Source organism: Pseudomonas sp. NPDC086278 (assembly GCF_050280905.1).
Taxonomy (GTDB): domain Bacteria; phylum Pseudomonadota; class Gammaproteobacteria; order Pseudomonadales; family Pseudomonadaceae; genus Aquipseudomonas.
The window spans coordinates 25,754-48,592 of the sequence record NZ_JBNNWE010000025.1; the positions used below are offsets into that span (position 1 = coordinate 25,754).

A 22,839-nucleotide genomic window follows, 5' to 3' on the forward strand; every position below is an offset into this window, starting at 1 on the left:
AGTGCTTCATTAAAACAAAAACCGGAGCTCGCCATGACTGCTGACATCGCCTACCTGCAGAACCTGCAACAGCCGCTGGACGAGCTTCACGCCCTGTTTGATGCGCAGCGTGCGGCGTATGCGGCCAACCCAATGCCGCCAGCCGCCCAGCGTCAGCAATGGCTCAAAGCCCTGCGCGACCTGCTGAGTCATGAACGCCAGGCGCTGATCGATGCCATCAGCCAGGACTTCAGCCACCGCAGCGCGGATGAAACCCTGCTCGCCGAACTGATGCCCAGCCTGCACGGCATTCACTACGCCAGCCAACACCTCAAAGGCTGGATGAAAGCGTCGCGGCGCAAGGTAGGCATCGCGTTTCAACCGGCGGCGGCCAAGGTGGTTTACCAACCGCTGGGCGTCGTCGGCGTGATCGTGCCGTGGAACTACCCGTTGTACCTGGCCATCGGTCCGTTGGTGGGCGCGTTGTCGGCGGGCAATCGGGTGATGCTCAAACTCAGCGAATCGACCCCCGCCACCGGCCTGTTGCTCAAGGAATTGCTGGGGCGCATCTTTCCAGCGGACCTGGTCTGCGTGGTGCTGGGCGAGGCCGATATCGGCGTGGCGTTCTCCCGCCTGCGCTTCGATCACCTGCTGTTCACCGGCGCCACCAGCATCGGCAAGCATGTGATGCGTGCGGCGGCCGAGAACCTGACCCCGGTCACGCTTGAACTTGGCGGTAAATCCCCGGCCATCGTCTCTCACGATGTGCCACTCAAGGACGCCGCCGAGCGCATCGCTTTCGGCAAAACCCTCAACGCCGGGCAAACCTGCGTCGCGCCCGACTATGTGCTGGTGCCGAAAGACCGGGTGGGCGGTTTCGTCGAGGCCTATCGCCAGGCCGTTCGCGGGTTTTTTCCGACACTCACCGACAACCCGGACTACACCGCAATCATCAACGAACGTCAGTTGGCCCGGCTCAATGGCTACGTCAGCGACGCCACCAGCAAAGGCGCGCTGCTGATCCCGCTGTTCGATGAGGGTCAGGGCCGGCGCATGAGTCATAGTCTGCTGCTCAACGTCAGCGACGACATGACCGTGATGCAGGATGAAATCTTCGGCCCGCTGTTGCCGATCGTGCCGTACACCGATCTGGATGAGGCGTTTGCCTACATCAATCAACGCCCTCGTCCACTGGCGCTTTACTACTTCGGCTACGACAAGCGCGAACAAAACCGCGTACTCCACGAAACCCATTCCGGCGGTGTGTGCCTCAACGACACGCTGCTGCACGTCGCGCAGGACGACATGCCGTTTGGTGGCATCGGTGCCTCGGGCATGGGCCATTACCACGGTCACGAGGGTTTTCTGACGTTCAGCAAAGCCAAAGGGGTGCTGATCAAACAGCGCTTCAACGCGGCGAAGCTGATCTATCCGCCCTATGGCAAGTCGATTCAGAAACTGATCCAGAAGCTGTTTATCCGCTAACGATCGCACCGTCGGGTAATAACAATAATGAGCCCAAGCCTGTCCGCTACACCCGCGCTGTCCCGGCGCGGCCTGCTTAAATTCAGTCTCGGGGCGAGCGCCTTCCTGGCCACGGCCGGGCTGGGCGCGAGCCTCAGCGGTTGCTCGTCGAGCATCCCGGCCAATGGTTTCGCGATTCTGCGCAGCGCCGACCTGCTGTTTTTGCGCGCACTGGTGCCGGTGATGCTCGATGGCGCCGTGGCGCTCGAGAACATGCCGGCATCGGTCGAAGGCACGCTGAAAACCCTGGATAACGGCCTGAATCACCTGTCGCCGGAAATGCTCAAGCTGACCCGGCAATTGTTCGATGTGCTGGGAATGGCCGTGACGCGTGGGCCGCTGACCGGGATTTGGGGCAGTTGGGAAAACGCCAGTGGCGATGAGATGCGGCATTTTCTTGATCGTTGGCAAAACAGTTCGTTGAGCCTGTTGCGCATGGGGCACAGCTCGTTGCTGCAACTGGTGATGATGGCGTGGTACAGCCGCAAGGAATCCTGGGCGCATTGCGGGTATCCGGGGCCGCCTGCGGTTTGAGACCGTGGCTCGCCCTTCGCGAGCAAGCCCGCTCCCACAGGACTGGCAGGCTTGGCTAAAACCCTGTGGGAGCGTGGCTGGCCCGCGAAGGCGCCAGCCGCTTCACCACCGAATCCACATAATAAGAAGAGAACCTGAAGATGCCCGTACCCGATCCGTTCCGCGAGGGCATGGCCCGTGGCTGGAAAACCTACAACGGGTCGCAACTGACTCAAGACCTGACGCTTGAAGCGGACGTGGCGATTATCGGCAGCGGCGCGGGTGGCGGCACCACCGCTGAAATTCTCAGCGCCGCCGGCTACAAGGTGTTGCTGATCGAAGAAGGTCCGCTCAAAACCAGCACCGACTTCAAGATGCTCGAAGACCAGGCGTACACCAACCTGTATCAGGAAGGCATCGGCCGCATGAGCAAGGACGGCGCGATCACCATTCTTCAGGGCCGCGCGGTGGGCGGCACCACGCTGATCAACTGGACCTCGAGTTTCCGCACCCCGGAGCCGACCCTCGAACACTGGGCCAAAGAACATGACGTCAAAGGCCACAGCCCGGCCGAGATGGCGCCCTGGTTCGAGAAAATGGAGCAACGCTTGGGGGTCGCGCCCTGGATGGTCCCGCCCAACGCCAACAATGATGTGATCCGCAAAGGTTGCGAGCAACTCGGCTACAGCTGGCATGTGATCCCGCGCAACGTGCGCGGCTGCTGGAACCTCGGCTACTGCGGCATGGGCTGCCCGACCAACGCCAAGCAATCGATGATGGTCACGACCATTCCGGCGACCCTGGAAAAAGGTGGCGAACTGCTTTATCTGGCCCGCGCCGAAAAACTCTCGATCAACGACGGCAAGGTCACTGGCCTGCACTGTGTGGCAATGGATGATCGCTGCGTTGCGCCGACGGGCAAGACCATTACGGTCAAGGCACGGCATTACGTGCTGGCAGGCGGCGGGATCAACAGCCCGGCGCTGCTTATGCGCTCCGATGCGCCGGACCCGCACCAACGACTGGGCAAACGCACGTTCCTGCATTTGGTGAACATGTCCGCCGCGCTGTTCGACGAGGTGATCAACCCGTTTTACGGCGCGCCGCAGTCGATCTATTCCGACCACTTCCAGTGGCAGGACGGCGCGACGGGCAAGATGTCCTACAAACTTGAAGTGCCGCCGCTGCACCCGGCGCTGGCCGCCACGTTGCTCGGGGGCTTCGGCCAGGAAAGCGCGCGGCACATGGAAAACCTGCCGCACACCCACGCCATGCTGGCCTTGCTGCGCGACGGTTTTCACCCGGACAGCCCCGGTGGCAGCGTCGAGTTGCGCGGGGACAACACGCCGGTGCTCGACTACCAGGTTTCACCCTACGCCTGGGACGGTTTGCGTCGCGCATTCCACAGCATGGCCGAGATCCAGTTTGCCGGGGGCGCCAATGCGGTGATGCCGATGCACGCCGACGCTCGCTATGTGAAAACCCTGGCCGAAGCGCGCACGCTGATCGATGGCTTGAGCCTTGAGCTGTACCGCACACGCCTGGGCAGCGCCCATGTGATGGGCGGTTGTGCGATGGGCGAAAACCCGAAAAACGCCGTGACCGATAGCCTCGGCCGGCATCATCAGGTCAGTAATTTGTCGATCCACGATGGCTCGCTGTTCCCCACCAGCATTGGCGCAAACCCGCAATTGTCGGTCTATGGCCTGACCGCACAACTGGCCACTTTGCTGGCCGAGCGTCTGAAAAACCCATGAAAAGCGAGAATATTCCCATCGTCTATAGTGCTTTCTTACCCAACAGGCGACTTGGCCGACCGGGAAGGCTGCGATACCATCCGACTCCCCAACGGACTCCCGCCAGGACGACGCGATGAACCGAGTGTTGTACCCAGGTACCTTCGACCCTATTACCAAGGGCCATGGCGACTTGGTCGAACGCGCCGCGCGCCTGTTCGATCATGTGATCATTGCCGTCGCTGCCAGCCCGAAGAAAAACCCGTTGTTTCCCCTGGAACAGCGTGTGGAGCTGGCCCGCGAGGTCACCAAACATCTGCCGAACGTTGAAGTCGTCGGTTTCTCGACGCTGCTCGCGCACTTTGCCAAAGAGCAGAACGCCAACGTATTCCTGCGTGGTTTGCGCGCGGTATCGGACTTCGAATACGAATTCCAGCTGGCCAACATGAACCGCCAACTGGCGCCGGATGTGGAGAGCCTTTTTCTTACACCGTCCGAGCGTTATTCGTTCATCTCTTCGACGCTGGTCCGTGAAATTGCAGCGTTGGGTGGCGATATCACCAAATTCGTCCACCCGGCGGTGGCCGACGCCCTGACCGAACGCTTCAAGAAGTAACGACCGCTCAAGCGGCGCCCGCGTGCACTGCGGGCGCCAATGCGGCACAATTGCGCGCATTGGTTTATTACGCCCGGGCCTCGCGCCCCGGCTGGAGTTAGCATGTCCCTGATCATCACCGACGATTGCATCAATTGCGACGTCTGCGAACCCGAGTGCCCGAACGCCGCCATTTCCCAAGGCGAAGAGATCTACGTGATCGACCCGAACCTGTGCACCCAGTGCGTCGGCCACTACGACGAACCTCAGTGCCAGCAGGTGTGCCCGGTGGACTGCATTCCATTGGATGAAGCGCATCCGGAGACTGAAGAACAGTTGATGGCGAAGTATCGGGTGATTACCGGCAAGGCTTGAGTCCCATATTTTTGTAGCGTTTATTCGGGGCTCTTCGTCGGAACGCCCTTTCGCGAGCAAGCCCGCTCCCACAGTCGGTGCATGTCACAACGCAAATCCCCTGTGGGAGCGGGCTTGCTCCGGGCGGCGTTCCGACGAAGAGGCCATCAGCTGCACCGAAGATGTAACTGATTTCACTCCCGCCGCTCAAACCCCTCCCCAATACACCCCAGGCACCGCACAAACGCCGCTTTCGCCGGGTCGACCACCAACGCCTGTCCCGCATCGCCAACGCCGCCACCCAGGGCGGTAAATGGCAACGACACCACAAACACCCCGGCACCAATCACCGTCGCCGCCACCAGCAAAGGTCGGGCAATCAGCAAATCACCGATCATGGCGTAGGCAGGAGGATTCTGGATGGCGTAGAGCGGATCGCCGCTGTCGCTGTCTGCCGCGAGCGCAGGCGCACCGACGCTCAGGAGCAAAACAACGACCAGGGTTCGCAACGAATTCATGGCTCGGTCCTTCGGCTAGCTAGACAGTCAGAACTCTGACTATAGACGTCTCAGCTCTGACAGCGCGGGCAAAAGACGCTGGCGCGTTGCCCCAGTTTTACTTCGCGCAGCTCCGTGCCGCAGATTTTGCAAGGTTGACCGCCCCGTCCGTACGCGAACAATTCCTGCTGGAAATAACCCGGCTGCCCGTCACCACCGATAAAGTCGCGCAGTGTGGTGCCGCCACGTTCGATCGCATGGGCGAGGATGCGTTTGATCTCGATCGCCAGTTTCAAATAGCGCGCCCGGGAAATACCCTTGGCTTCGCGGCGCGGGTCAATCCCGGCAGCAAACAAGGCTTCGGTCGCATAGATATTGCCGACGCCGACCACCACCGCGTTGTCCATGATGAACGGCTTGACCGCCATGGAGCGTGCGCGCGACAGCTGAAACAGACGCTCGCCGTCGAACAGATCGGTCAACGGCTCCGGCCCCAGGCGGATCAACAGTTCGTGATTCAGCGGGTCGAGGCTCCAGAGCATCGCGCCGAACCGGCGCGGGTCGGTGTAACGCAGGGCCAACCCGGACTCCAGTTCGATGTCGACATGTTCATGCTTGGCCGCCGGCATGCCGGCTTCCACCAGACGCAGATTGCCCGACATGCCCAAATGGCTGATCAGCGTACCGACTTCGGCGTTGATCAACAGGTACTTGGCACGGCGCTCGACCAGGACGATGCGCTGGCCGGAAAGCCGTACATCCAGGTCCTCGGGAATCGGCCAGCGCAGACGACGATCACGCACGATCACCCGGCTGACCCGCTGGCCTTCCAGGTGCGGCGCGATGCCACGGCGGGTGGTTTCGACTTCTGGCAGTTCAGGCATGGGGCTCTCGAATCAGGCTGACCGACCCTCAGCGATGATTGCCGAGGTCGCGGATCGTTTGTTTGAGGGTTTCGAAGTCGTAGTCCGAAAGACCGACATAGTCGAGCACCAGCTGGCTGATGCTGTTCCATTCGTGGTCCTCGGCCTGGTTGCCCAGCACGCGGTACGACGCACAAATGTGTTCGGACATTTTCAGGATCGCCAGCAGGTTTTTCAGCTGGGCGTGGCGCGACGACTCGTCGCTGAAGATCGCCAGCGCATTATGGTGATTGGCGATGGCGGTGCTCAAATGTTCCGGCAGGCGCCAGGACTTGGCGGTGTAGTAACCGACCACCGCGTGGTTGGTGTTGAACACGCGGTTTTCGGTGTCCACCACCCGGCTTTCGGCGCTGGCGTTGGCATACGCCTCTTCCAGGACGCTCATGTAATTGGGGAAACGCTGCAGCATCAGCGGCACGCCGCAGTCATGGAACAGCCCCAGCGCGTAGGCTTCGTCGCCGGCCTGGGCGCCGATGCGCTTGGCCAGCGTCAGGCAGGTCATGGCCACGTCCTGAGCGGTGTCCCAGAACCGGTTCAAGGTGACGATGGTGTCGTCGTTCATCTCGCCCTTGATCGACTGCGCGTTGATCAGGTTGATGATCGAACGGCTGCCCAGCAGATTCACCGCGCGCTGGATCGAGGCGATCTTGTTGCTCAAGCCGTAATACGGCGAGTTGACGATCTTCAGCAACGCCCCGGAGAGGCCCGGGTCCTGGGAGATCAGCTTGGCGATCACCTCCAGGTCCGGGTCGGGCATGTACTGCTCCATCTGCAAATCCACCATGATCTGCGGCTGGGCGGGCACGCTGATGCCTTGCAGGGACTGTTGAATCTGTTCGGTGGTCAGCTCTTGGGACATAGGTACGCACTCTGGGTCAGGCGCCGATTCTAACCTTTATAAAGTTGGATTCGACACACCGATGGGTAATCGCGGGAAGTTTCATTTAAGTCCAGATATCCGATAAATGCCGAAACCGCTTTCGCGAGCAAGCGCGCTCCCACAAGAGCGAGTTGAAATGCAATTTTTCTGAACGACACAGAACCTGTGGGAAGCAGGCTCGCCCGCGAAGGCGTCATCCGCGTTTCATCGCCCACCGGGCCCGTCGCCCCCCTCAACACGCTATACTCCCGCTCTTTTTTCCGGAGCGACGTCATGTCCCTGCCTAGCCTGCGCCTCAAAGCCAACGCCGACCGTCGCCTGCGAAACGGCCACTTGTGGGTCTACAGCAACGAAATCGATGTAGCCGCTACCCCGTTGCACGGCTTCAAGGCCGGCGACCAGGCGATCCTCGAAGCCGCCGGTGGCAAGCCGCTGGGCATCGTCGCCATGAGTCCGAACAACCTGATCTGCGCGCGCTTGTTGTCGCGCGACATCAAGTTGCCGCTGGACAAATCACTGCTGGTGCATCGCCTGAACGTCGCCCTGTCCTTGCGCGACCGCTTGTTCGACAAGCCGTTCTATCGCCTGGTCTACGGTGATTCCGATTTGCTGCCGGGCCTGGTCGTCGACCGTTTCGGCGACATCCTGGTGGTGCAGATCGCTTCGGCGACCATGGAAGCCCATAAAGACGACGTGATCGCAGCACTGACCCAAGTGCTCAAGCCAAGCGGCATTCTGTTCAAGAACGATTCCGCTGCCCGCGACGCCGAAGGCCTCAACCGCTACGTCGAAACCGTGTTCGGCCTGGTGCCGGAGTGGGTTGCGCTGGAAGAGAACGGCGTGAAATTCGAAGCCCCGGTCATCCAGGGTCAGAAAACCGGCTGGTTCTACGACCACCGCATGAACCGCGCGCGCCTGGCCCCTTACGCCAAAGGCAAACGCGTACTCGACCTCTACAGCTACATCGGCGGTTGGGGCGTGCAAGCCGCCGCGTTCGGCGCCAGTGAAGTGTTCTGCGTCGACGCTTCGGCCTTCGCCCTCGACGGCGTCGAGCGCAACGCTGCGCTGAACGGCTTCGCCGAGAAGATGACCTGCATCGAAGGCGACGTCTTCGAAGCCCTGAAAGAACTGAAAGCCAGCGAAGAACGCTTCGACGTGATCGTGGCCGATCCGCCAGCGTTCATCAAACGCAAGAAAGACATGAAAAACGGTGAAGGCGCCTACCGTCGCCTGAACGAGCAAGCCATGCGCCTGCTCAGCAAGGACGGCATCCTGATCAGCGCTTCGTGCTCGATGCACCTGCCGGAAGATGATCTGCAAAACATCCTGCTGACCAGTGCCCGTCACCTGGATCGCAACATCCAGATGCTGGAACGTGGCGGTCAGGGCCCGGATCACCCGGTACACCCGGCGATTGCCGAGACGCGTTACATCAAGAGCATCACCTGCCGTCTGCTGCCTAACAGCTGATGACCCCGGTTTAACGGGGGGCCAGTCGGCCCCCCGTGACATTATCCGCAACAAGACTCCCAAACTTCCTACTCCAGCGGTCTGACTGACTTGCAGGACGTTTCTCTGCGCCCTTTATTACAGCGGATATAACTTACAAAGATTAAGAATTCAAAAGATCATTCCGACAAAATTACTGGACGCTTCCTACCAAACATCTCCTTGATAAGCGCTCATTACACTCTATGATTGAGTTGTCACAGCGAAGTGACTCACTTTCAAACACAAGGAGTTTCAAACATGAAAGCAATTACTCTGGAAGCAAACACCATCGCCAACCTGTCTTTCCTGGTCGCTCCGAAAGCCCGTTAAGTAAATGAAACGCTGGGGAGTGCCGGCTACCCAGCGTTCTCTATGCCATTGCCCAGAGCGAACCGCCTATCATGCAGATCAACCCGCATTTATTCATATTGCCTCGCACACCCGGTCAAATAGTTTGGGATTATAAAAACCACAAACAGTTTGAGCTCAACCTGAAGTACTCCACGCGACTTGCCGAACTGATCAACAACCCGAGCATATTCAATAAGAACAACGCAATAGACAGCCAACTTCTCAGTGCAGGAATACTGACATCAACCGCCCCGGACATTTGCAAGTGGGGTTGGGATGAACTATCGAAAATATTTCATATCGGCACCAAGAACATTCCCTGCGAACATGTCCCGCAAGATATCCATCAATGGTCGAGACAATATCTGGATCACTGCTCGGACGTGCTGAGCACGCCAGCGCCACCCGCCAGACCATCGGAATGCCCGCCGCACGAGTTGATCGCCCTGCCAGAACCTCAATGCCTGCCGCAAGGCTCGCTGGCAACCGCACTGCTCGACCGCAAAACCTGCCGCGTCTTCACCGGCGAAGCCGTGCCCCTCGAAATGGTCAGTACCTTGTTGTACCTGTCCCTCGGCTATCTGCATGAGCGCAAGGACGACATCGACGACAGCATTGTCGAAGGCCTCGGTGCCCGGCGAAGCAGCCCCTCCGGCGGCGGACTTAACGCCTGTGAAGGTTTCTTCCTGGCGCAGAACGTCAGCAACCTGGAACCCGGCCTCTACGCCTACCACCCCACCGAGCACGCGCTGAGCCTCGTCAAGCCTTTGCCCACCCAGCCCTTGGGGCAACTGCTGTGCGGGCAACATTTCATCAACAACTTGCCGGCGGGTCTGTTCATCACCAGTCGCTTCGACAAGCTGTGGTGGAAATACGAACACTCGCGAGCCTACCGGATGGCGTACGTCGAGGCAGGTCACATCTCCCAGACCTTCCAACTGGTGGCGACCTCGCTGGGTTTGAACACCTGGCTGACCGGAGCCCTGACGGACGACCAGGTTGAAGCGCTGCTGGGGCTCGAGAACAGCGCGGAGCAACCGTTGTTTTTTGTCGGTTGCGGCCAGAGCGATGGTCAAGTGATGTGCAAGGAACTGAAGGCGATGTTGAGCAACAGGGAGCGCGAACAATGACCCGATTGCTTGTCGAACCTACGACGGTCCTCAGCCAGTGGGCGCACCGATTCACACTGGCGGACTGGAATACCCGAGCCTCCGTACGCACCAGCCAGCACGCTTATCTATTGCCGGCTAACCTGCAATGGCAACTGGAGACTCGATACTGGTTCCCGCCGGCCTTTATCCCTTACCTGAATCACCCGTCGATCAAAGCCGCGGACAGCAACATTGCCCATCGTCTGGCTGCCAACCATCTGGTGTATTTCCTCGACTACACCACCCTGCTTGAACACCGGATCGTCAATCGGTCCGTGGAAACCATTGTCCACAACGAACTTGGCGTCTCCATCCCGCCCCGCATGAAAACCGCCGCATTGCAGCTCTATACCGATGAGGGTTATCACGCGCTGTTCTCCAACGCCCTCGCCGAACAGATAGCCGATGTTTACGGCATGACCGATCGCCCGGTCATGCCCCAGCGCATTATCCGGCTGAACGCGCTACTGGACCGCGCACCGGACAAGCACAAGGCACTGGCGTGGTTTCTCGTCGGGTTCGTCTCGGAAACGATTATTGCCAGTGAACTGCTGGACGTCTGTCGCGACGAGCTGGTGAGCAGCGTTCAGGAAATGCTCAGGGACCACCTTGCCGACGAGGCTCGGCACAGTCGCTACTTTTGCGAAGTGTTTCATTACCTGTGGCTGCAATTGAGCGGCGGTCAACGCACGTTCGCCGCCAGGGTGTTGCTGGAAACCCTGCTGATCTTCTTTGAGATTGATGAACATTGGCTCCGCGAAAGCCTGCGCAGTGCCGGTCTGGCTGAAGTGTCTGCCGGGCAAATCCTGGGTGAGCTGACAACCCCGGATGCGCATCTGGGCCGCGCTCGTTCAGGAGCTCGTGCCACGCTGAACGCATTGAGCAAGGCGGGGTTCTTTGATTTGCCTGCCAATCGGCAACTTTTCTCCAAAGCTGGGCTTTTCGATGAATGAAGGAAAACAGCAAAGCAGCACCCATAAACGGAGCATGGTCACGCTGTTGATGATCATGACTTTGCTCGCCGTTTTCCCGCTGGATGTGGTCCTGCCTTCCTTTCCAGCCCTCGCTGACCATTTCCGCACATCGCCCTCGGACATCGCTCTGTCCGTCAGCCTGTTTGCCGTCGGCCTCGCGTTTTCGTTACTGCTGATCGGGCCGTTGTCCGACATGTTCGGCCGCAAGAAGCTGCTACTGTCGGGGATTGCCCTGGCCGCCATGGGCGCGGCAGGCTGTCTGTTCGCCAGCGATTACAACTGGTTCCTGGGCTTTCGCGTGGTCCAGGCCGTGGGCTGCGGATCGTTTGCCTTGTCGCAGGCGCTTGTGCAGGATCTGTTCGTCGGTCAGGAGCTGGAGCGGCTCCGAATCTGGATGGCAACTGCAGGCGGGATCTTCATTTGCTGTTCGCCCCTGATGGGCACGTGGTTGCAGTTATATGTCGGCTGGCAGGGCAGTTTTCATGTCTTCATCATCCTGGCGATTGTTGTCTGGCTGAGAGCCTGGTTCCTGCTTGCGGACACCCGCGGCAGCAGCGCATTACCCCGGCGATTTTTCGGCACCTATTGGCGACTCTGTTCAGACATCCGCTTCTTGAGTTACTGGCTGATTTCCGCACTGGCCTTCGCCTGCCATTTCTCGTTCATCGTCATGTCGCCGATCATTTTCATGGAACACTTGAATCTGTCGACTTATGAGTTCGCCTGGACGCTGCTGATATACGGCGCGGCCTATGTGATCGGCGGGGTGGTTGCCAGCGTGCTGCACCGCCAGATGGAGGGCGGCAGACAGATAGGCATCGGCCTGTACCTGATTGCGCTTTCGGGTCTGGTGATGCTGTGGCTGGTTTGGCAATTCGGCCTGTCCGTCGCCACCGTGCTGATCCCCATGCTGATCTGTACGGCCGGCACCACCATCTCCCGGCCCATCGCAAACTCCAGGGCAATGAGCCTCTATCCGCAACACGCTGGCACCGCGACCTCCGCCGGCAGCCTGCTGATTTTCATGTGTGGCGGTCTGATCAGCAGCGTGATCAACCTGGCCAGCGAACACCTGACCACCGCCCTGGCCCTGTGCTTTTTGATCTCGAGTGCGGTGGGCCTGGGATTGAACTCCCTGACCAGCCGACGCCAATTGAGCACCGCGATATGACGCTGATCGTGCTGCCCACACGTCTTGTCAGTGCCAACTGCACGCTTGCAGCCATTCCCTCCTGACACCAGCCGTGTAGAATCGCGACATTCATCGCCAGACATCCCCCGGCGGGTTTATGAGCTCAAGCTGAAGCGCGCGGCGATCCCGCAAAGTTATCGGCAACTTCCGGACACACGGCTATTTCTGAGTGTTCCAGACGTCAATAGAAGCTCACTTCCCTTTTGATACCTGATTAGCCGCCCGGAGTGCTTCATGCCTGATTACCGCTCGAAAACATCCACCCACGGCCGCAACATGGCCGGCGCCCGCGCACTGTGGCGCGCCACGGGGATGAAAGATGACGACTTCAAAAAGCCGATCATCGCCATTGCCAACTCCTTCACCCAGTTCGTACCGGGCCACGTCCACCTCAAGGACCTGGGTCAACTGGTCGCGCGCGAGATCGAACGTGCCGGCGGTGTAGCCAAGGAATTCAATACCATTGCTGTCGATGACGGCATCGCCATGGGCCACGACGGCATGCTGTATTCGCTGCCGAGCCGCGAGATCATCGCCGACTCCGTCGAGTACATGGTCAACGCCCACTGCGCCGACGCCATCGTCTGCATCTCCAACTGCGACAAGATCACCCCCGGCATGCTGATGGCGTCCCTGCGCCTGAACATCCCGGTGATTTTCGTCTCTGGCGGCCCGATGGAAGCCGGCAAGACCAAACTGGCCAGCCACGGTCTCGACCTCGTCGACGCCATGGTGATCGCCGCCGACTCCAGCGCTTCTGACGAGAAAGTCGCTGAGTACGAGCGCAGCGCCTGCCCGACCTGCGGTTCGTGCTCTGGCATGTTCACCGCCAACTCGATGAACTGCCTGGTTGAAGCGCTGGGCCTGGCCTTGCCGGGCAACGGTTCGACCCTCGCCACTCACAGCGACCGCGAGCAACTGTTCCTGCAGGCCGGTCGCACCATCGTCGAGCTGTGCAAGCGTTACTACGGCGAGAACGACGAGTCGGTGCTGCCGCGCAACATCGCCAACTTCAAGGCGTTCGAGAACGCCATGACGCTGGACATCGCCATGGGCGGTTCCACCAACACCATCCTGCACTTGCTGGCCGCGGCCCAGGAAGCCGAGATCGATTTCGACCTGCGCGACATCGACCGTCTCTCCCGCCACGTGCCGCAACTGTGCAAAGTCGCGCCGAACATCCAGAAGTACCACATGGAAGACGTGCACCGTGCCGGCGGGATCTTCAGCATCCTCGGTTCGCTGGCCCGTGGCGGCCTGCTGCACACCGACTTGCCGACCGTGCACAGCAAGACCCTGGCCGAAGGCATTGCCAAGTGGGACATCACCCAGACTGACGACGAAGCGGTGCATCACTTCTTCAAGGCCGGCCCGGCAGGCATCCCGACGCAAACTGCGTTCAGCCAGTCGACCCGCTGGGAAACCCTGGACGACGACCGTGAAAACGGCTGCATCCGCAGTGTCGAGCACGCCTACTCGAAAGAAGGCGGCCTGGCCGTGCTGTACGGCAACATCGCGCTGGACGGCTGCGTGGTGAAAACCGCCGGCGTCGACGAGTCGATCCACGTGTTCGAAGGCAACGCGAAGATCTTCGAAAGCCAGGACAGTGCCGTACGCGGCATCCTCGCGGACGAAGTGAAGGCCGGCGACATCGTGATCATTCGTTACGAAGGCCCGAAAGGCGGCCCAGGCATGCAGGAAATGCTGTACCCGACGTCCTACCTGAAATCCAAGGGCCTGGGCAAAGCCTGCGCCCTGCTCACCGACGGCCGTTTCTCCGGCGGCACCTCGGGCCTGTCCATCGGCCACGCTTCGCCTGAAGCCGCAGCCGGTGGCGCGATTGGTCTGGTGCAGGACGGCGACAAAGTGCTGATCGACATTCCGAACCGCTCGATCAACCTGTTGATCAGCGACGCGGAAATGGCCGGCCGCCGTGCCGAGCAGGATCAGAAAGGCTGGAAGCCTGTGGAAAAACGTCCACGCAAAGTGACCACCGCGCTGAAAGCCTACGCCCTGCTGGCGACCAGTGCCGACAAGGGCGCTGTGCGTAACAAGGCGATGCTCGACGGGCTGTAACACTGTGGCGAGGGGGCTCGTCGGACCGCCGCACCGCCCCGTTCGGCGGCGAAGCAGTCGCCAGTCAAGAAGACTCGTTGGGTCTGAATGATCCGGGGGGTCGCTTCGCAACCCAACGGGGGCAAGCCCCCTCGCCACAGTTGTGTTTGCTTGCAATCAATAAAAATACCCCGCCAAGTGCGGGGTATTTTTTTGCGCGGATCGCCGTCGTAGTTGTTGGCTGAGACCTGGCTGTACGACGGGATGAAGTACTGCTTGTCGAACAGGTCGAACGTCAACGACTCGGTCAACGGTGGGAGCGGGCTTGCTCGCGAAGGGGTCTTCAGATCCGACATTGATGCCGACTGACACACCGCTTTCGCGAGCAAGCCCGCTCCCCACAGGGTTTGGCGCCGGTCACAACACCATTGTGGAAGGGAGCTTGCTCCTCAAGGTTTTGCGTCGATCACAAATCCATTGTGGGAGCGAGCTTGCTCGCGATGGGTGCGACGCAGTCTTACTGGATCTCTTCCGGCTTGACGATCACCCAGTTCTTGTCCGCGGTGACCGGCAATCCTTCCTTGGCCTGAGCCGCAGCATTCTTGGCCATCATCCCGTTGAGCTGGGTCATGTATTTGTCTTTGCGGTTGACCCACAAGTGGATGCCACCCTTGGCCACGTCGACGCTGTGGAACAGCATGTAGCCGTCACTGGTCGGGGTATCGCCGCCCACCAGAACCGGTTTTTTCCATTCATCGATGTAGGTCAGGATCGCCGCTTGCTTGCCGGCCATCCAGGTCGCGGGGGTCCACAGGTACGGTGTCAGTTCGAGGCCGAGGTTGGCCTTTTCGTCATACTTGCCAGCGCTGATCTGTTTGCGCGCGGTGGTCAGTTCGCCGGTCTTGCGGTCCTTGAGCAGCGTGGTCACGCCGATCACGTTTTGCGGTTTGACGTTGTAGCCGTACTTCGGATCGGCGGCGACCATGCGCACCAGCTCCTCGGATGCGGCCGTCATCACGTAGACCTCAATGCCGTTTTCCATGAGCTTGTTGTACAGCTCGGCCTGGCCGGTGAAGACTTTCGGCGGGTTGACGTCGAGGGTCTTGACCACGTCGCCGTCGTAATACGTGGTGGGCACCGGTTTGCCGGAAGCCATCAACTCGTCGACATAGCCTTTGAGTTCTTTGAGCGTAAAGCCGGAGAACACCTGGGCGACCCATGGGTAGCACACCATGTCGTCGATTTCGCAGAGGCGATAGTAGTAACTGAACAGGCTTTCCTTGTGGTCGGCGGTGTCTTTGAACGGAATCAGTTTCAGGGAGGGGTCGAGCGTGTCGCGGGTGATCAGGCCTTTGTTTTCCATGAATGGCAGCAACGACTCTTCGAGGTCGTAGCGGTAACTGGTGTTGTCCATGTCGAACACCGCGTAGTTACCTTTGTTGGCGTTGGCGGCGATCATCGCGTCCAGGGCCTTGGCCTGATCGGCGGGCCAGTGTTTCAAATCGGTCGCGAAAACTTGGCTGGCAAGGCCCAGGCACATTGCTACTGCCAGAAATTTCGGTGCGAACTTCATTGGCATGCTTCTCCTTATTAAAAGACCTGAATGCGGAACACATCGACGCTAACAAATAACTGTGACAACTCACGTCTGTCAGCGACCGCTAACGTACCCATCGCGCCAGCTGCATCCCTCACAGCGACACCGGCTTATTCCAAAAACGACGGTTTCCATACGTTTTTGGTATTAATTCATTGCAAATCAACCTGTTAGGCTTGCCGGTTCGCAGCTGCCCCAGAAGGTGGCTGGCACAAGTCTTTCGGAGTTTTTAATGAATCTGCCGCTGATCCTCAATCTGCTGGTGTTCCTCGCCTTACTGATTGGCCTGGCACAAACCCGTCACACCACCTGGAGCCTGGCGAAAAAAGTCCTGCTCGCGCTGGCCTTGGGCGTGGCATTTGGTGTGGCGTTGCACGCCATTTACGGGGCCGGTAACCCGGTGCTCAAAGCCTCGATCGGCTGGTTCGATCTGGTGGGCAACGGTTACGTGCAGTTGCTGCAAATGATCGTGATCCCGCTGGTGTTCGCCTCGATCCTCAGTGCCGTGGCACGGCTGCACAACGCCTCGTCGCTGGGCAAGATCAGCTTCCTGACCATCGGCACGCTGCTGTTCACCACGGCCATTGCGGCGCTGATCGGTATCGGCCTGACCAACCTGTTCGGGCTTACCGCTGAAGGTCTGGTCGCCGGCACCCAGGAAATGGCTCGTCTGCAAACCATTCAGACCGACTACGCCGGCAAGGTCGCGGACCTGAATGTGCCGCAGCTGCTGCTGTCGTTCATTCCGCAAAACCCCTTCGCCGACCTGGCGCGGGCCAAGCCGACCTCGATCATCAGCGTGGTGATTTTCGCCGCGTTCCTCGGCGTCGCGGCCCTGCAACTGCTCAAGGATGACGTCGAGAAAGGCCAGAAAGTGATCAACGCCATCGACACCCTGCAAGCCTGGGTGATGCGTCTGGTGCGTTTGGTGATGAAGCTGACGCCGTACGGCGTGTTGGCGCTGATGACCAAAGTGGTCGCCGGCTCCAACCTGCAAGACATCATCAAGCTCGGCAGTTTTGTGGTGGTGTCCTACATCGGCCTGGGCCTGATGTTTGTGGTCCACGGCGTGCTGGTGTCGGCGGCCGGGATCAACCCGCTGCGCTTCTTCCGCAAGATCTGGCCGGTGCTGACCTTTGCGTTCACCAGCCGCTCCAGCGCGGCAACGATTCCGCTGAGCATTGAAGCGCAGACCAGCCGCTTGGGTATCCCGCAGTCCATCGCCAGTTTCGCCGCTTCGTTCGGCGCGACCATCGGCCAGAACGGTTGCGCCGGGCTGTACCCGGCGATGTTGGCGGTGATGGTGGCGCCGACCGTGGGCATCAACCCGCTGGACCCGCTGTGGATCGCAACGCTGGTGGCGATTGTGACGTTGAGTTCGGCGGGTGTGGCCGGTGTCGGTGGCGGCGCGACGTTCGCGGCGCTGATCGTGCTGCCGGCGATGGGCTTGCCGGTGTCACTGGTGGCGTTGCTGATTTCAGTCGAGCCGCTGATTGATATGGGGCGCACGGCGTTGAACGTCAGTGGTTCGATCACCGCTGGCGCGATTACCAGCCAGCTGATGCAGCAGACGGATAAAGAACTGCTGGATGCGGATGAGCATGCGGAGTTGGCTCAGGCTTAAGATTTTCAGTGACTGAGAGGGCCTCTTCGCGAGCAAGCCCGCTCCCACATGGGGCCTGCGGTGACGCACACATTGTGTAAGCATCACAACCCCCCTGTGGGAGCGGGCTTGCTCGCGAAGCTCTTGCTCTTAAGCCTTTTCCCAAACCTCGAAGTTGTACGCCGGCTTGTCGTCCACAGCCGGATTCTCGATGTTCGACACCAACTTCCACTGCGCCAGATCAACCTGCGGAAACCACGCATCGCCGTCCGGGCTCAACGCCACGCGCGTCAGGTACAACCGATCCGCCTGCGCCATGCCTTGCGCATACAACTGCGCGCCGCCAATCAGCATCACCTCATCGACGCCCTGCTCTGTCGCCCACGCCTGGGCGCGAACCACGGCGGCCTCCAGCGACGGATAAACTTCCGCGCCTTCCAGCACCAGATCCGCCTGACGGCTGACCACGATGTTCAACCGGCCCGGCAGCGGACGACCGAGGGAATCCCAGGTCTTGCGACCCATGACGATCGGCTTGCCGAGGGTGGTGGCCTTGAAGTATTTGAAGTCCCCCGGCAAGTGCCAGGGCATGCAGTTGTCGACGCCGATCACACGGTTTTCACCGAGGGCTGCGATCAGGCTGAGGGGGAGTGATTTAGTCATGCCGGCGAGGATACCAGAGCCGCCCTTTTCCCGATAAGCGCCACAGCGGTTATGCTCACCGCTCATCCAAGCGACGGAATGCCGCGTGACTGAACTGACTCCACTGCAAAACTTCTGGCTGACCGAAACCGTGCGCCTGCGAGAAGAACACGCCGGCGCCCTCGAAGACCTGGAAGCCAACCGACTGGCCCGCAGCGCCGGCGGCGACCTGCCGTCGCGCATTCAACGCCGTGCGCTGTGGCTGGCCGAGCGCGATGGCTTGACCGCCGCGCTCAACCATTGGCTGCAAGGCGCGCGACTGGCGCTGATCGTGCTCGCGGTGCTGGCCGTGGTCAGTGGCGCCGGCCTGGCCTTTGCCGCGCTGGGCAACGGACAGACGCCGGTCAATGTGTTCTGGGCCTTGGGCAGCCTGCTCGGGTTGAACCTGATTCTGTTGCTGAGCTGGGCGCTGGGCCTGATGTTCGCCGGCGAACACGGCGCCAGCCTCGGGCGCTTGTGGTTGTGGCTCAGCGAAAAACTCGCCCGCGATGCCAAAGCCGCGCAACTGGCGCCGGCCCTGCTGTTATTGCTGCAACGGCACAAACTCAATCGCTGGGCGATCGGCGTGCTGGTCAATACCTTGTGGCTGCTGGCGATGCTCAGCGCCTTGGCGATTCTGCTAACGCTGATGGCGACCCGGCGCTACGGCTTCGTCTGGGAAACCACGCTCCTCGGCGCTGACACCTTCGTCGCCATGACTCAAGCGCTCGGCGCCCTGCCGGCCATGCTCGGCTTCAACGTGCCGACCGTGGACATGATCCGCGCCAGTGGCGATGGCGCCTTGAACATCGAAAGTGCCCGTCAGGCCTGGGCCACGTGGCTGGTCGGCGTGCTGGTGGTTTACGGGGTTTTCCCGCGCCTGCTGCTGGCGCTGTTTTGCCGGTGGCGCTGGACGTCCGGCCAGGCGAGATTACGCATCGACCTGAACCTGCCCGGCTACGCCCAACTGCGCGAACGCCTGATGCCCACCAGTGAACGCCTGGGTATCAGCGATGCCGCGCCCGCGCAGCTGCATAAAATCGAAAGCGCCAGCCGTGACCTGCAAAGCAACGGCGCGCTGTTGGTGGCCATCGAACTCGACGACCAACGCCCGTGGCCGCCGCCACTGCCGAACAACGTGAGCAATGCCGGCGTTCTCGACAGTCGCGAATCGCGGCACAAACTCCTGGAACAACTCAGCCGCTTCCCGCCCGAACGTCTGGTCATCGCCTGCGATCCACGGCGCTCGCCAGATCGCGGCAGCCTGGCGTTGATCGCTGAACTGGCGCGCAATGCTGCGGCTACCCGCGTCTGGCTGCTGCAAGCGCCGAGCGGCGAAGCGCTGGACGCCGCGCGACTCGGCGACTGGCACCTGGCACTGCAACAACTGCAATTGCCGTTCGCCGATTGCGCGCCGATGAACTGGCTGGAGACCGGTCATGACTAATCCGTCGCAAGCGCCGTTGAAACTCGCGGTGGTCGGCCACACCAATGTCGGCAAAACCTCGTTGCTGCGCACCCTGACCCGCGACGTCGGCTTCGGCGAAGTCTCCCATCGCCCCAGCACCACGCGCCATGTCGAAGGCGCTCGGTTGTCGGTGGACGGGGAGCCGTTGCTGGATTTGTTCGACACGCCGGGGCTGGAAGATGCCATCGCCCTGCTCGACTACCTCGAACGCCTGGAGCGTCCCGGCGAACGCCTCGACGGCCCGGCGCGATTGGCGCGATTCCTTGAAGGCAGCGAGGCACGGCAGCGTTTCGAACAGGAAGCCAAGGTGCTGCGCCAACTGCTGACCTGCGACGCCGGCCTCTATGTGATCGACGCCCGGGAGCCGGTGCTGGCCAAATATCGCGACGAACTGGAAGTGTTGGCCAGTTGCGGCAAACCGTTGCTGCCGGTGCTGAATTTCGTTAGCAGCGCCCACCACCGTGAGCCGGATTGGCGCGAAGCATTGGCGCGGCTGGGGCTGCATGCGCTGGTGCGTTTCGACAGCGTCGCGCCGCCGGAAGATGGCGAGCGGCGCCTCTATGAAAGCCTCGCGCTGCTGCTGGAAAACGCCCGACCGCAGCTTGAGCGGTTGATCGTCGATCAACAGGCCCAGCGTCTTGCTCGCCAGCAAAGTGCGGCGCGGCTGATTGCCGAGTTGTTGATCGACTGCGCGGCGTGCCGGCGCAGCGTGGTCAGCGAGGCCGAGCAGGAGCGCCAAGCGATCAGCGAGTTGCGCAAAGCCGTGCGCCAGCGCGAACAGCGTTGCGTCGAAGCCTTGCTCAAGCTCTACGCATTTCGTCCGCAGGACGCTGCGGCCACTGATCTGCCGCTGCTCGATGGCCGTTGGGGCGATGACTTGTTCAACCCCGAAACCCTCAGACAACTCGGCGTGCGCGTCGGCGGCGGGATCGCGGCCGGCGCGGCGGCGGGTGCCGGCGTGGACTTGCTGGTCGGCGGTTTGACCCTCGGCGCAGCGGCACTGGCCGGGGCGATTGCCGGCGGCGCGCTGCAAACCGCGCGCAGTTACGGTAGCCGGTTGATGGGCAAGCTCAAGGGGCAGCGGGAATTGACGGTCGATGACAGCGTGTTGCGGTTGTTGGCGCTGCGTCAGCGGCAATTGGTGCAGGCACTGAATGCGCGCGGGCATGCGGCGCTGGACAGCATTCAAGTGGCCACGCCGCAAGACAAGACCTGGCGCGAAGGCAAACTGCCCGAGGCGCTGAACAAGGCCCGGGCGTATCCGCAGTGGTCGTCGCTCAATCCGCATCCGAAGTTGAATCAGGCGCAGAGGCAAGAGCAGATTGAGTTGTTGGCTAAACAGTTATAGGCATCAAGTGAGGCGTTGTTCATACCGGCCCCTTCGCGAGCAAGCCCGCTCCCACAGGGGAATGCATCCCCGTGTGGGAGCGGGCTTGCTCGCGAAAGCAGCAACTCGGTCTCACGTCATACCAGCCAACAACCGCAACGCCTTCCCCTTCAATACCTCAAGATCCATCACCGGCACTGCCATCTCCTTCGCCAACTCATCCCACTGCCGCATGCGCAAACTCACCGCGCACAACGGGTCTTGCTCGAAGGCTTCGGCCTCGGCCAGCGACATCACCCCGCCCTGATATTCCAGCGTCCGACGGCTGGCCTCACTCAAGCGCTCGTAGTAACCTGGCTCTTTCAGCGTCAGATAACGCTTGGCCTGAACGTGGTATTCCACCAGTCGCGCCATGCGCTCGCTGAAACCGGCACGGCGCAAGTAATCGGCGCCCAGGCGCTCGTGGCTGACCACGCCAAAGCCGCCCATGTTCTCGGCGCTCTCGGCGCAGATATGGCCGATGTCGTGGAAGAACGCGGCCAGCACCACTTCGTCATCGAAGCCTTCGGCGATAGCCCGTTCGGCAGCCTGGGACATGTGCTCGATCTGCGACACCGGCTCGCCGATGTAATCACTGGCGCCAAAGCGTTCATACAGCGCGAACACCTCGGCGATCACCTGTGCGTGGTGCTGCATCAAACGTCCCCCATCAACACCGCGACATTTCGCTCTGCCATTGCCGGCCCGACGCTCATGCCCACGCCCGAATGCATCAGCGCCACACTGACGCCCGGCATCGGCCGCAGGAACGAGAACGGCCCCGGCCCCCGCGAACCGTAGACGCCTTGCCAACGCTCGAGCACTTGCACCTGGCAGCCCAGCGTTTGCTCGGCCAGTTCGATCATCCAGTCGTCCACCTGCTCGGCATTGAACGGCGACGGATCGCGGCCGTAGTGGTGGGAATCGCCGATGATCAATTCGCCGTAGGGCGTCGGGCTGATCAGCAGGTGAATGCCGTTTTCTTGCAGGTGCGGTGCGTCACGCAGGATTTGCGCCCGCACCGCCGCCGCTTCCGGCAGATCGGCGAAAGCACCGTAATGCACGCAACTCAACCCGGTGAGCAACGCGTGTTGCAGGTTGAGGTTAATCTGCGGGCGGGCGCGGAGCATTTGCAGACGACATACTTGCGGTTTGAGCGCCGCAATCGGCTCGGCCAGCAAGGTCTGATAGTCGTGGCCAGAGCAAACGATGATCTGCGCCGCGCTGAAGGTCCCGGCGGTGCTGTGCAAGCGACCGGGCTCGATGTCGCGCACCAGCGTGGAGAAGTGAAACTCGACGCCGAGTTCGCCGCGCAGGTAGTTGATCAGCGCCGGAATCGCTTCACGGGAATACAGTTGCTGGTCGTGCATGCCATGCAACGCGGCGCGGTGATGGCTGAATTGACCGCCATACACGTCGCGCAATGCCGCACCGCGCAGCAGCTCGACGCGGTAACCGTGCTCCACGGCGCGACCGCTGCAAAAGGCTTCGAGCAACTGTTCTTCAGCTTCAGTGCGGGCGAACAGGTAGGAACCGTTGCGCTTGAGGTGCAGGCCGGCGAGTTGCGCCCATTGGCCCCAGATCTCGCGGCTGGTTTTCGCCAGTTCGAGCATTTGGCCGGGGGGCTGGCCGGTGACCAGGGCCTGGCCGAAGTTGCGGACCGAGGCACCCAGCGGAGTTTCGCTGCGTTCGAAAACCGTGACTTTGAGGCCGCGTCTGGCGGCGGCGTAGGCGTGGGACAGGCCGAGAATGCCAGCGCCGACGATGAGCATGTCGTTGAGTTGGGTCATTGGGTTTTGTCCTGAATGACAGACCGCTATCGCGAGCAAGCTCGCTCCCACAGGGGATTTGTGGCGATTCACAAATCTTCAGCAACCTGCTGATCCAGTGTGGGAGCGGGCTTGCTCGC

Annotated in this window: 20 protein-coding genes; 13 read left to right on the forward strand and 7 right to left on the reverse strand. The window is 61.0% G+C overall.

All coding sequences use genetic code 11. The features are described 5' to 3' along the window. Positions 1-33 precede the first annotated feature (33 nt). The 5 genes from ACQKP4_RS10510 to ACQKP4_RS10530 all read left to right on the forward strand — a co-directional run bounded on the left by ACQKP4_RS10510 (position 34) and on the right by ACQKP4_RS10530 (position 4,722). Entirely contained in the window at positions 34-1,464 is a 1,431-nt protein-coding gene (locus ACQKP4_RS10510; protein ID WP_427632843.1) for a coniferyl aldehyde dehydrogenase, read from the forward strand. 27 nt (positions 1,465-1,491) lie between these two features. Beyond that, positions 1,492-2,037, forward strand: a complete 546-nt coding sequence (locus tag ACQKP4_RS10515) for a twin-arginine translocation pathway signal protein (protein ID WP_427632845.1) — start codon at positions 1,492-1,494, stop codon at positions 2,035-2,037. A gap of 140 nt (positions 2,038-2,177) precedes the next feature. Beyond that, positions 2,178-3,773: a GMC family oxidoreductase N-terminal domain-containing protein gene (locus tag ACQKP4_RS10520; protein ID WP_427632847.1), complete on the forward strand. Its 1,596-nt coding sequence runs from the start codon at positions 2,178-2,180 to the stop codon at positions 3,771-3,773. Between the two features lie 115 nt (positions 3,774-3,888). After that, positions 3,889-4,368, forward strand: a complete 480-nt coding sequence (coaD, locus tag ACQKP4_RS10525; RefSeq protein WP_427632849.1) for a pantetheine-phosphate adenylyltransferase — start codon at positions 3,889-3,891, stop codon at positions 4,366-4,368. Positions 4,369-4,470: 102 nt separating this feature from the next. Continuing rightward, entirely contained in the window at positions 4,471-4,722 is a 252-nt protein-coding gene (locus ACQKP4_RS10530; protein WP_048722619.1) for a YfhL family 4Fe-4S dicluster ferredoxin, read from the forward strand. Positions 4,723-4,895: 173 nt separating this feature from the next. Here ACQKP4_RS10530 and ACQKP4_RS10535 read toward each other — a convergent pair whose 3' ends face one another. The 3 genes from ACQKP4_RS10535 to ACQKP4_RS10545 are packed head-to-tail and all read right to left on the reverse strand — an operon-like array spanning position 4,896 to position 6,926. After that, positions 4,896-5,219, reverse strand: coding sequence for a multidrug transporter (locus ACQKP4_RS10535; protein ID WP_427632851.1), 324 nt, complete (start codon positions 5,217-5,219; stop codon positions 4,896-4,898). Positions 5,220-5,269: 50 nt separating this feature from the next. Continuing rightward, positions 5,270-6,082, reverse strand: a complete 813-nt coding sequence (mutM, locus tag ACQKP4_RS10540; RefSeq protein ID WP_427632853.1) for a bifunctional DNA-formamidopyrimidine glycosylase/DNA-(apurinic or apyrimidinic site) lyase — start codon at positions 6,080-6,082, stop codon at positions 5,270-5,272. Positions 6,083-6,110: 28 nt separating this feature from the next. Then, positions 6,111-6,926: an HDOD domain-containing protein gene (locus ACQKP4_RS10545; protein WP_427632893.1), complete on the reverse strand. Its 816-nt coding sequence runs from the start codon at positions 6,924-6,926 to the stop codon at positions 6,111-6,113. 348 nt (positions 6,927-7,274) lie between these two features. Here ACQKP4_RS10545 and ACQKP4_RS10550 point away from each other — a divergent pair, with 348 nt between their 5' ends. From ACQKP4_RS10550 to ilvD, 5 genes are all read left to right on the forward strand, one after another. Continuing rightward, positions 7,275-8,471: a class I SAM-dependent rRNA methyltransferase gene (locus tag ACQKP4_RS10550; protein ID WP_427632855.1), complete on the forward strand. Its 1,197-nt coding sequence runs from the start codon at positions 7,275-7,277 to the stop codon at positions 8,469-8,471. 422 nt (positions 8,472-8,893) lie between these two features. Beyond that, entirely contained in the window at positions 8,894-9,973 is a 1,080-nt protein-coding gene (locus tag ACQKP4_RS10555; RefSeq protein WP_427632857.1) for a SagB family peptide dehydrogenase, read from the forward strand. Further along, the gene (locus ACQKP4_RS10560) at positions 9,970-10,947 is read left to right on the forward strand and encodes a diiron oxygenase (protein WP_427632859.1); all 978 of its coding nucleotides are present in this window, start codon (positions 9,970-9,972) and stop codon (positions 10,945-10,947) included. The genes ACQKP4_RS10555 and ACQKP4_RS10560 overlap by 4 nt, the downstream gene beginning before the upstream one ends. Beyond that, positions 10,940-12,139, forward strand: a complete 1,200-nt coding sequence (locus ACQKP4_RS10565) for an MFS transporter (protein ID WP_427632861.1) — start codon at positions 10,940-10,942, stop codon at positions 12,137-12,139. The genes ACQKP4_RS10560 and ACQKP4_RS10565 overlap by 8 nt, the downstream gene beginning before the upstream one ends. Before the next feature lie 255 nt (positions 12,140-12,394). Next, positions 12,395-14,236, forward strand: coding sequence for a dihydroxy-acid dehydratase (ilvD, locus tag ACQKP4_RS10570; protein WP_427632863.1), 1,842 nt, complete (start codon positions 12,395-12,397; stop codon positions 14,234-14,236). A gap of 496 nt (positions 14,237-14,732) precedes the next feature. Here the strand turns inward: ilvD and ACQKP4_RS10575 are convergent, their stop codons facing one another. Beyond that, entirely contained in the window at positions 14,733-15,788 is a 1,056-nt protein-coding gene (locus tag ACQKP4_RS10575) for a haloacid dehalogenase-like hydrolase (RefSeq protein ID WP_427632894.1), read from the reverse strand. 256 nt (positions 15,789-16,044) lie between these two features. Here ACQKP4_RS10575 and ACQKP4_RS10580 point away from each other — a divergent pair, with 256 nt between their 5' ends. Continuing rightward, positions 16,045-17,436: an L-cystine transporter gene (locus ACQKP4_RS10580; protein WP_427632865.1), complete on the forward strand. Its 1,392-nt coding sequence runs from the start codon at positions 16,045-16,047 to the stop codon at positions 17,434-17,436. 129 nt (positions 17,437-17,565) lie between these two features. On the opposite strand, the gene ACQKP4_RS10585 is transcribed toward ACQKP4_RS10580, so the two are convergent. Beyond that, a complete protein-coding gene (locus ACQKP4_RS10585) occupies positions 17,566-18,078 on the reverse strand; it encodes a dihydrofolate reductase (RefSeq protein WP_427632867.1) in 513 nt (170 codons plus the stop codon). A gap of 85 nt (positions 18,079-18,163) precedes the next feature. Here ACQKP4_RS10585 and ACQKP4_RS10590 point away from each other — a divergent pair, with 85 nt between their 5' ends. Both ACQKP4_RS10590 and ACQKP4_RS10595 read left to right on the forward strand, forming a co-directional pair. Further along, a complete protein-coding gene (locus tag ACQKP4_RS10590) occupies positions 18,164-19,543 on the forward strand; it encodes a DUF2868 domain-containing protein (RefSeq protein ID WP_427632869.1) in 1,380 nt (459 codons plus the stop codon). Beyond that, the gene (locus ACQKP4_RS10595) at positions 19,536-20,912 is read left to right on the forward strand and encodes a GTPase/DUF3482 domain-containing protein (RefSeq protein ID WP_427632871.1); all 1,377 of its coding nucleotides are present in this window, start codon (positions 19,536-19,538) and stop codon (positions 20,910-20,912) included. Before ACQKP4_RS10590 ends, ACQKP4_RS10595 begins: the two co-directional genes overlap by 8 nt. Positions 20,913-21,023: 111 nt before the next feature. Here ACQKP4_RS10595 and ACQKP4_RS10600 read toward each other — a convergent pair whose 3' ends face one another. Beyond that, complete coding sequence (locus tag ACQKP4_RS10600) at positions 21,024-21,587, reverse strand: phosphonate degradation HD-domain oxygenase (RefSeq protein WP_427632873.1); 564 nt, start codon at positions 21,585-21,587, stop codon at positions 21,024-21,026. Continuing rightward, on the reverse strand, positions 21,587-22,720 hold the full coding sequence (locus tag ACQKP4_RS10605) for a TIGR03364 family FAD-dependent oxidoreductase (RefSeq protein ID WP_427632875.1): 1,134 nt from the start codon (positions 22,718-22,720) through the stop codon (positions 21,587-21,589). The genes ACQKP4_RS10600 and ACQKP4_RS10605 overlap by 1 nt, the downstream gene beginning before the upstream one ends. Between the last annotated feature and the right edge of the window lie 119 nt (positions 22,721-22,839).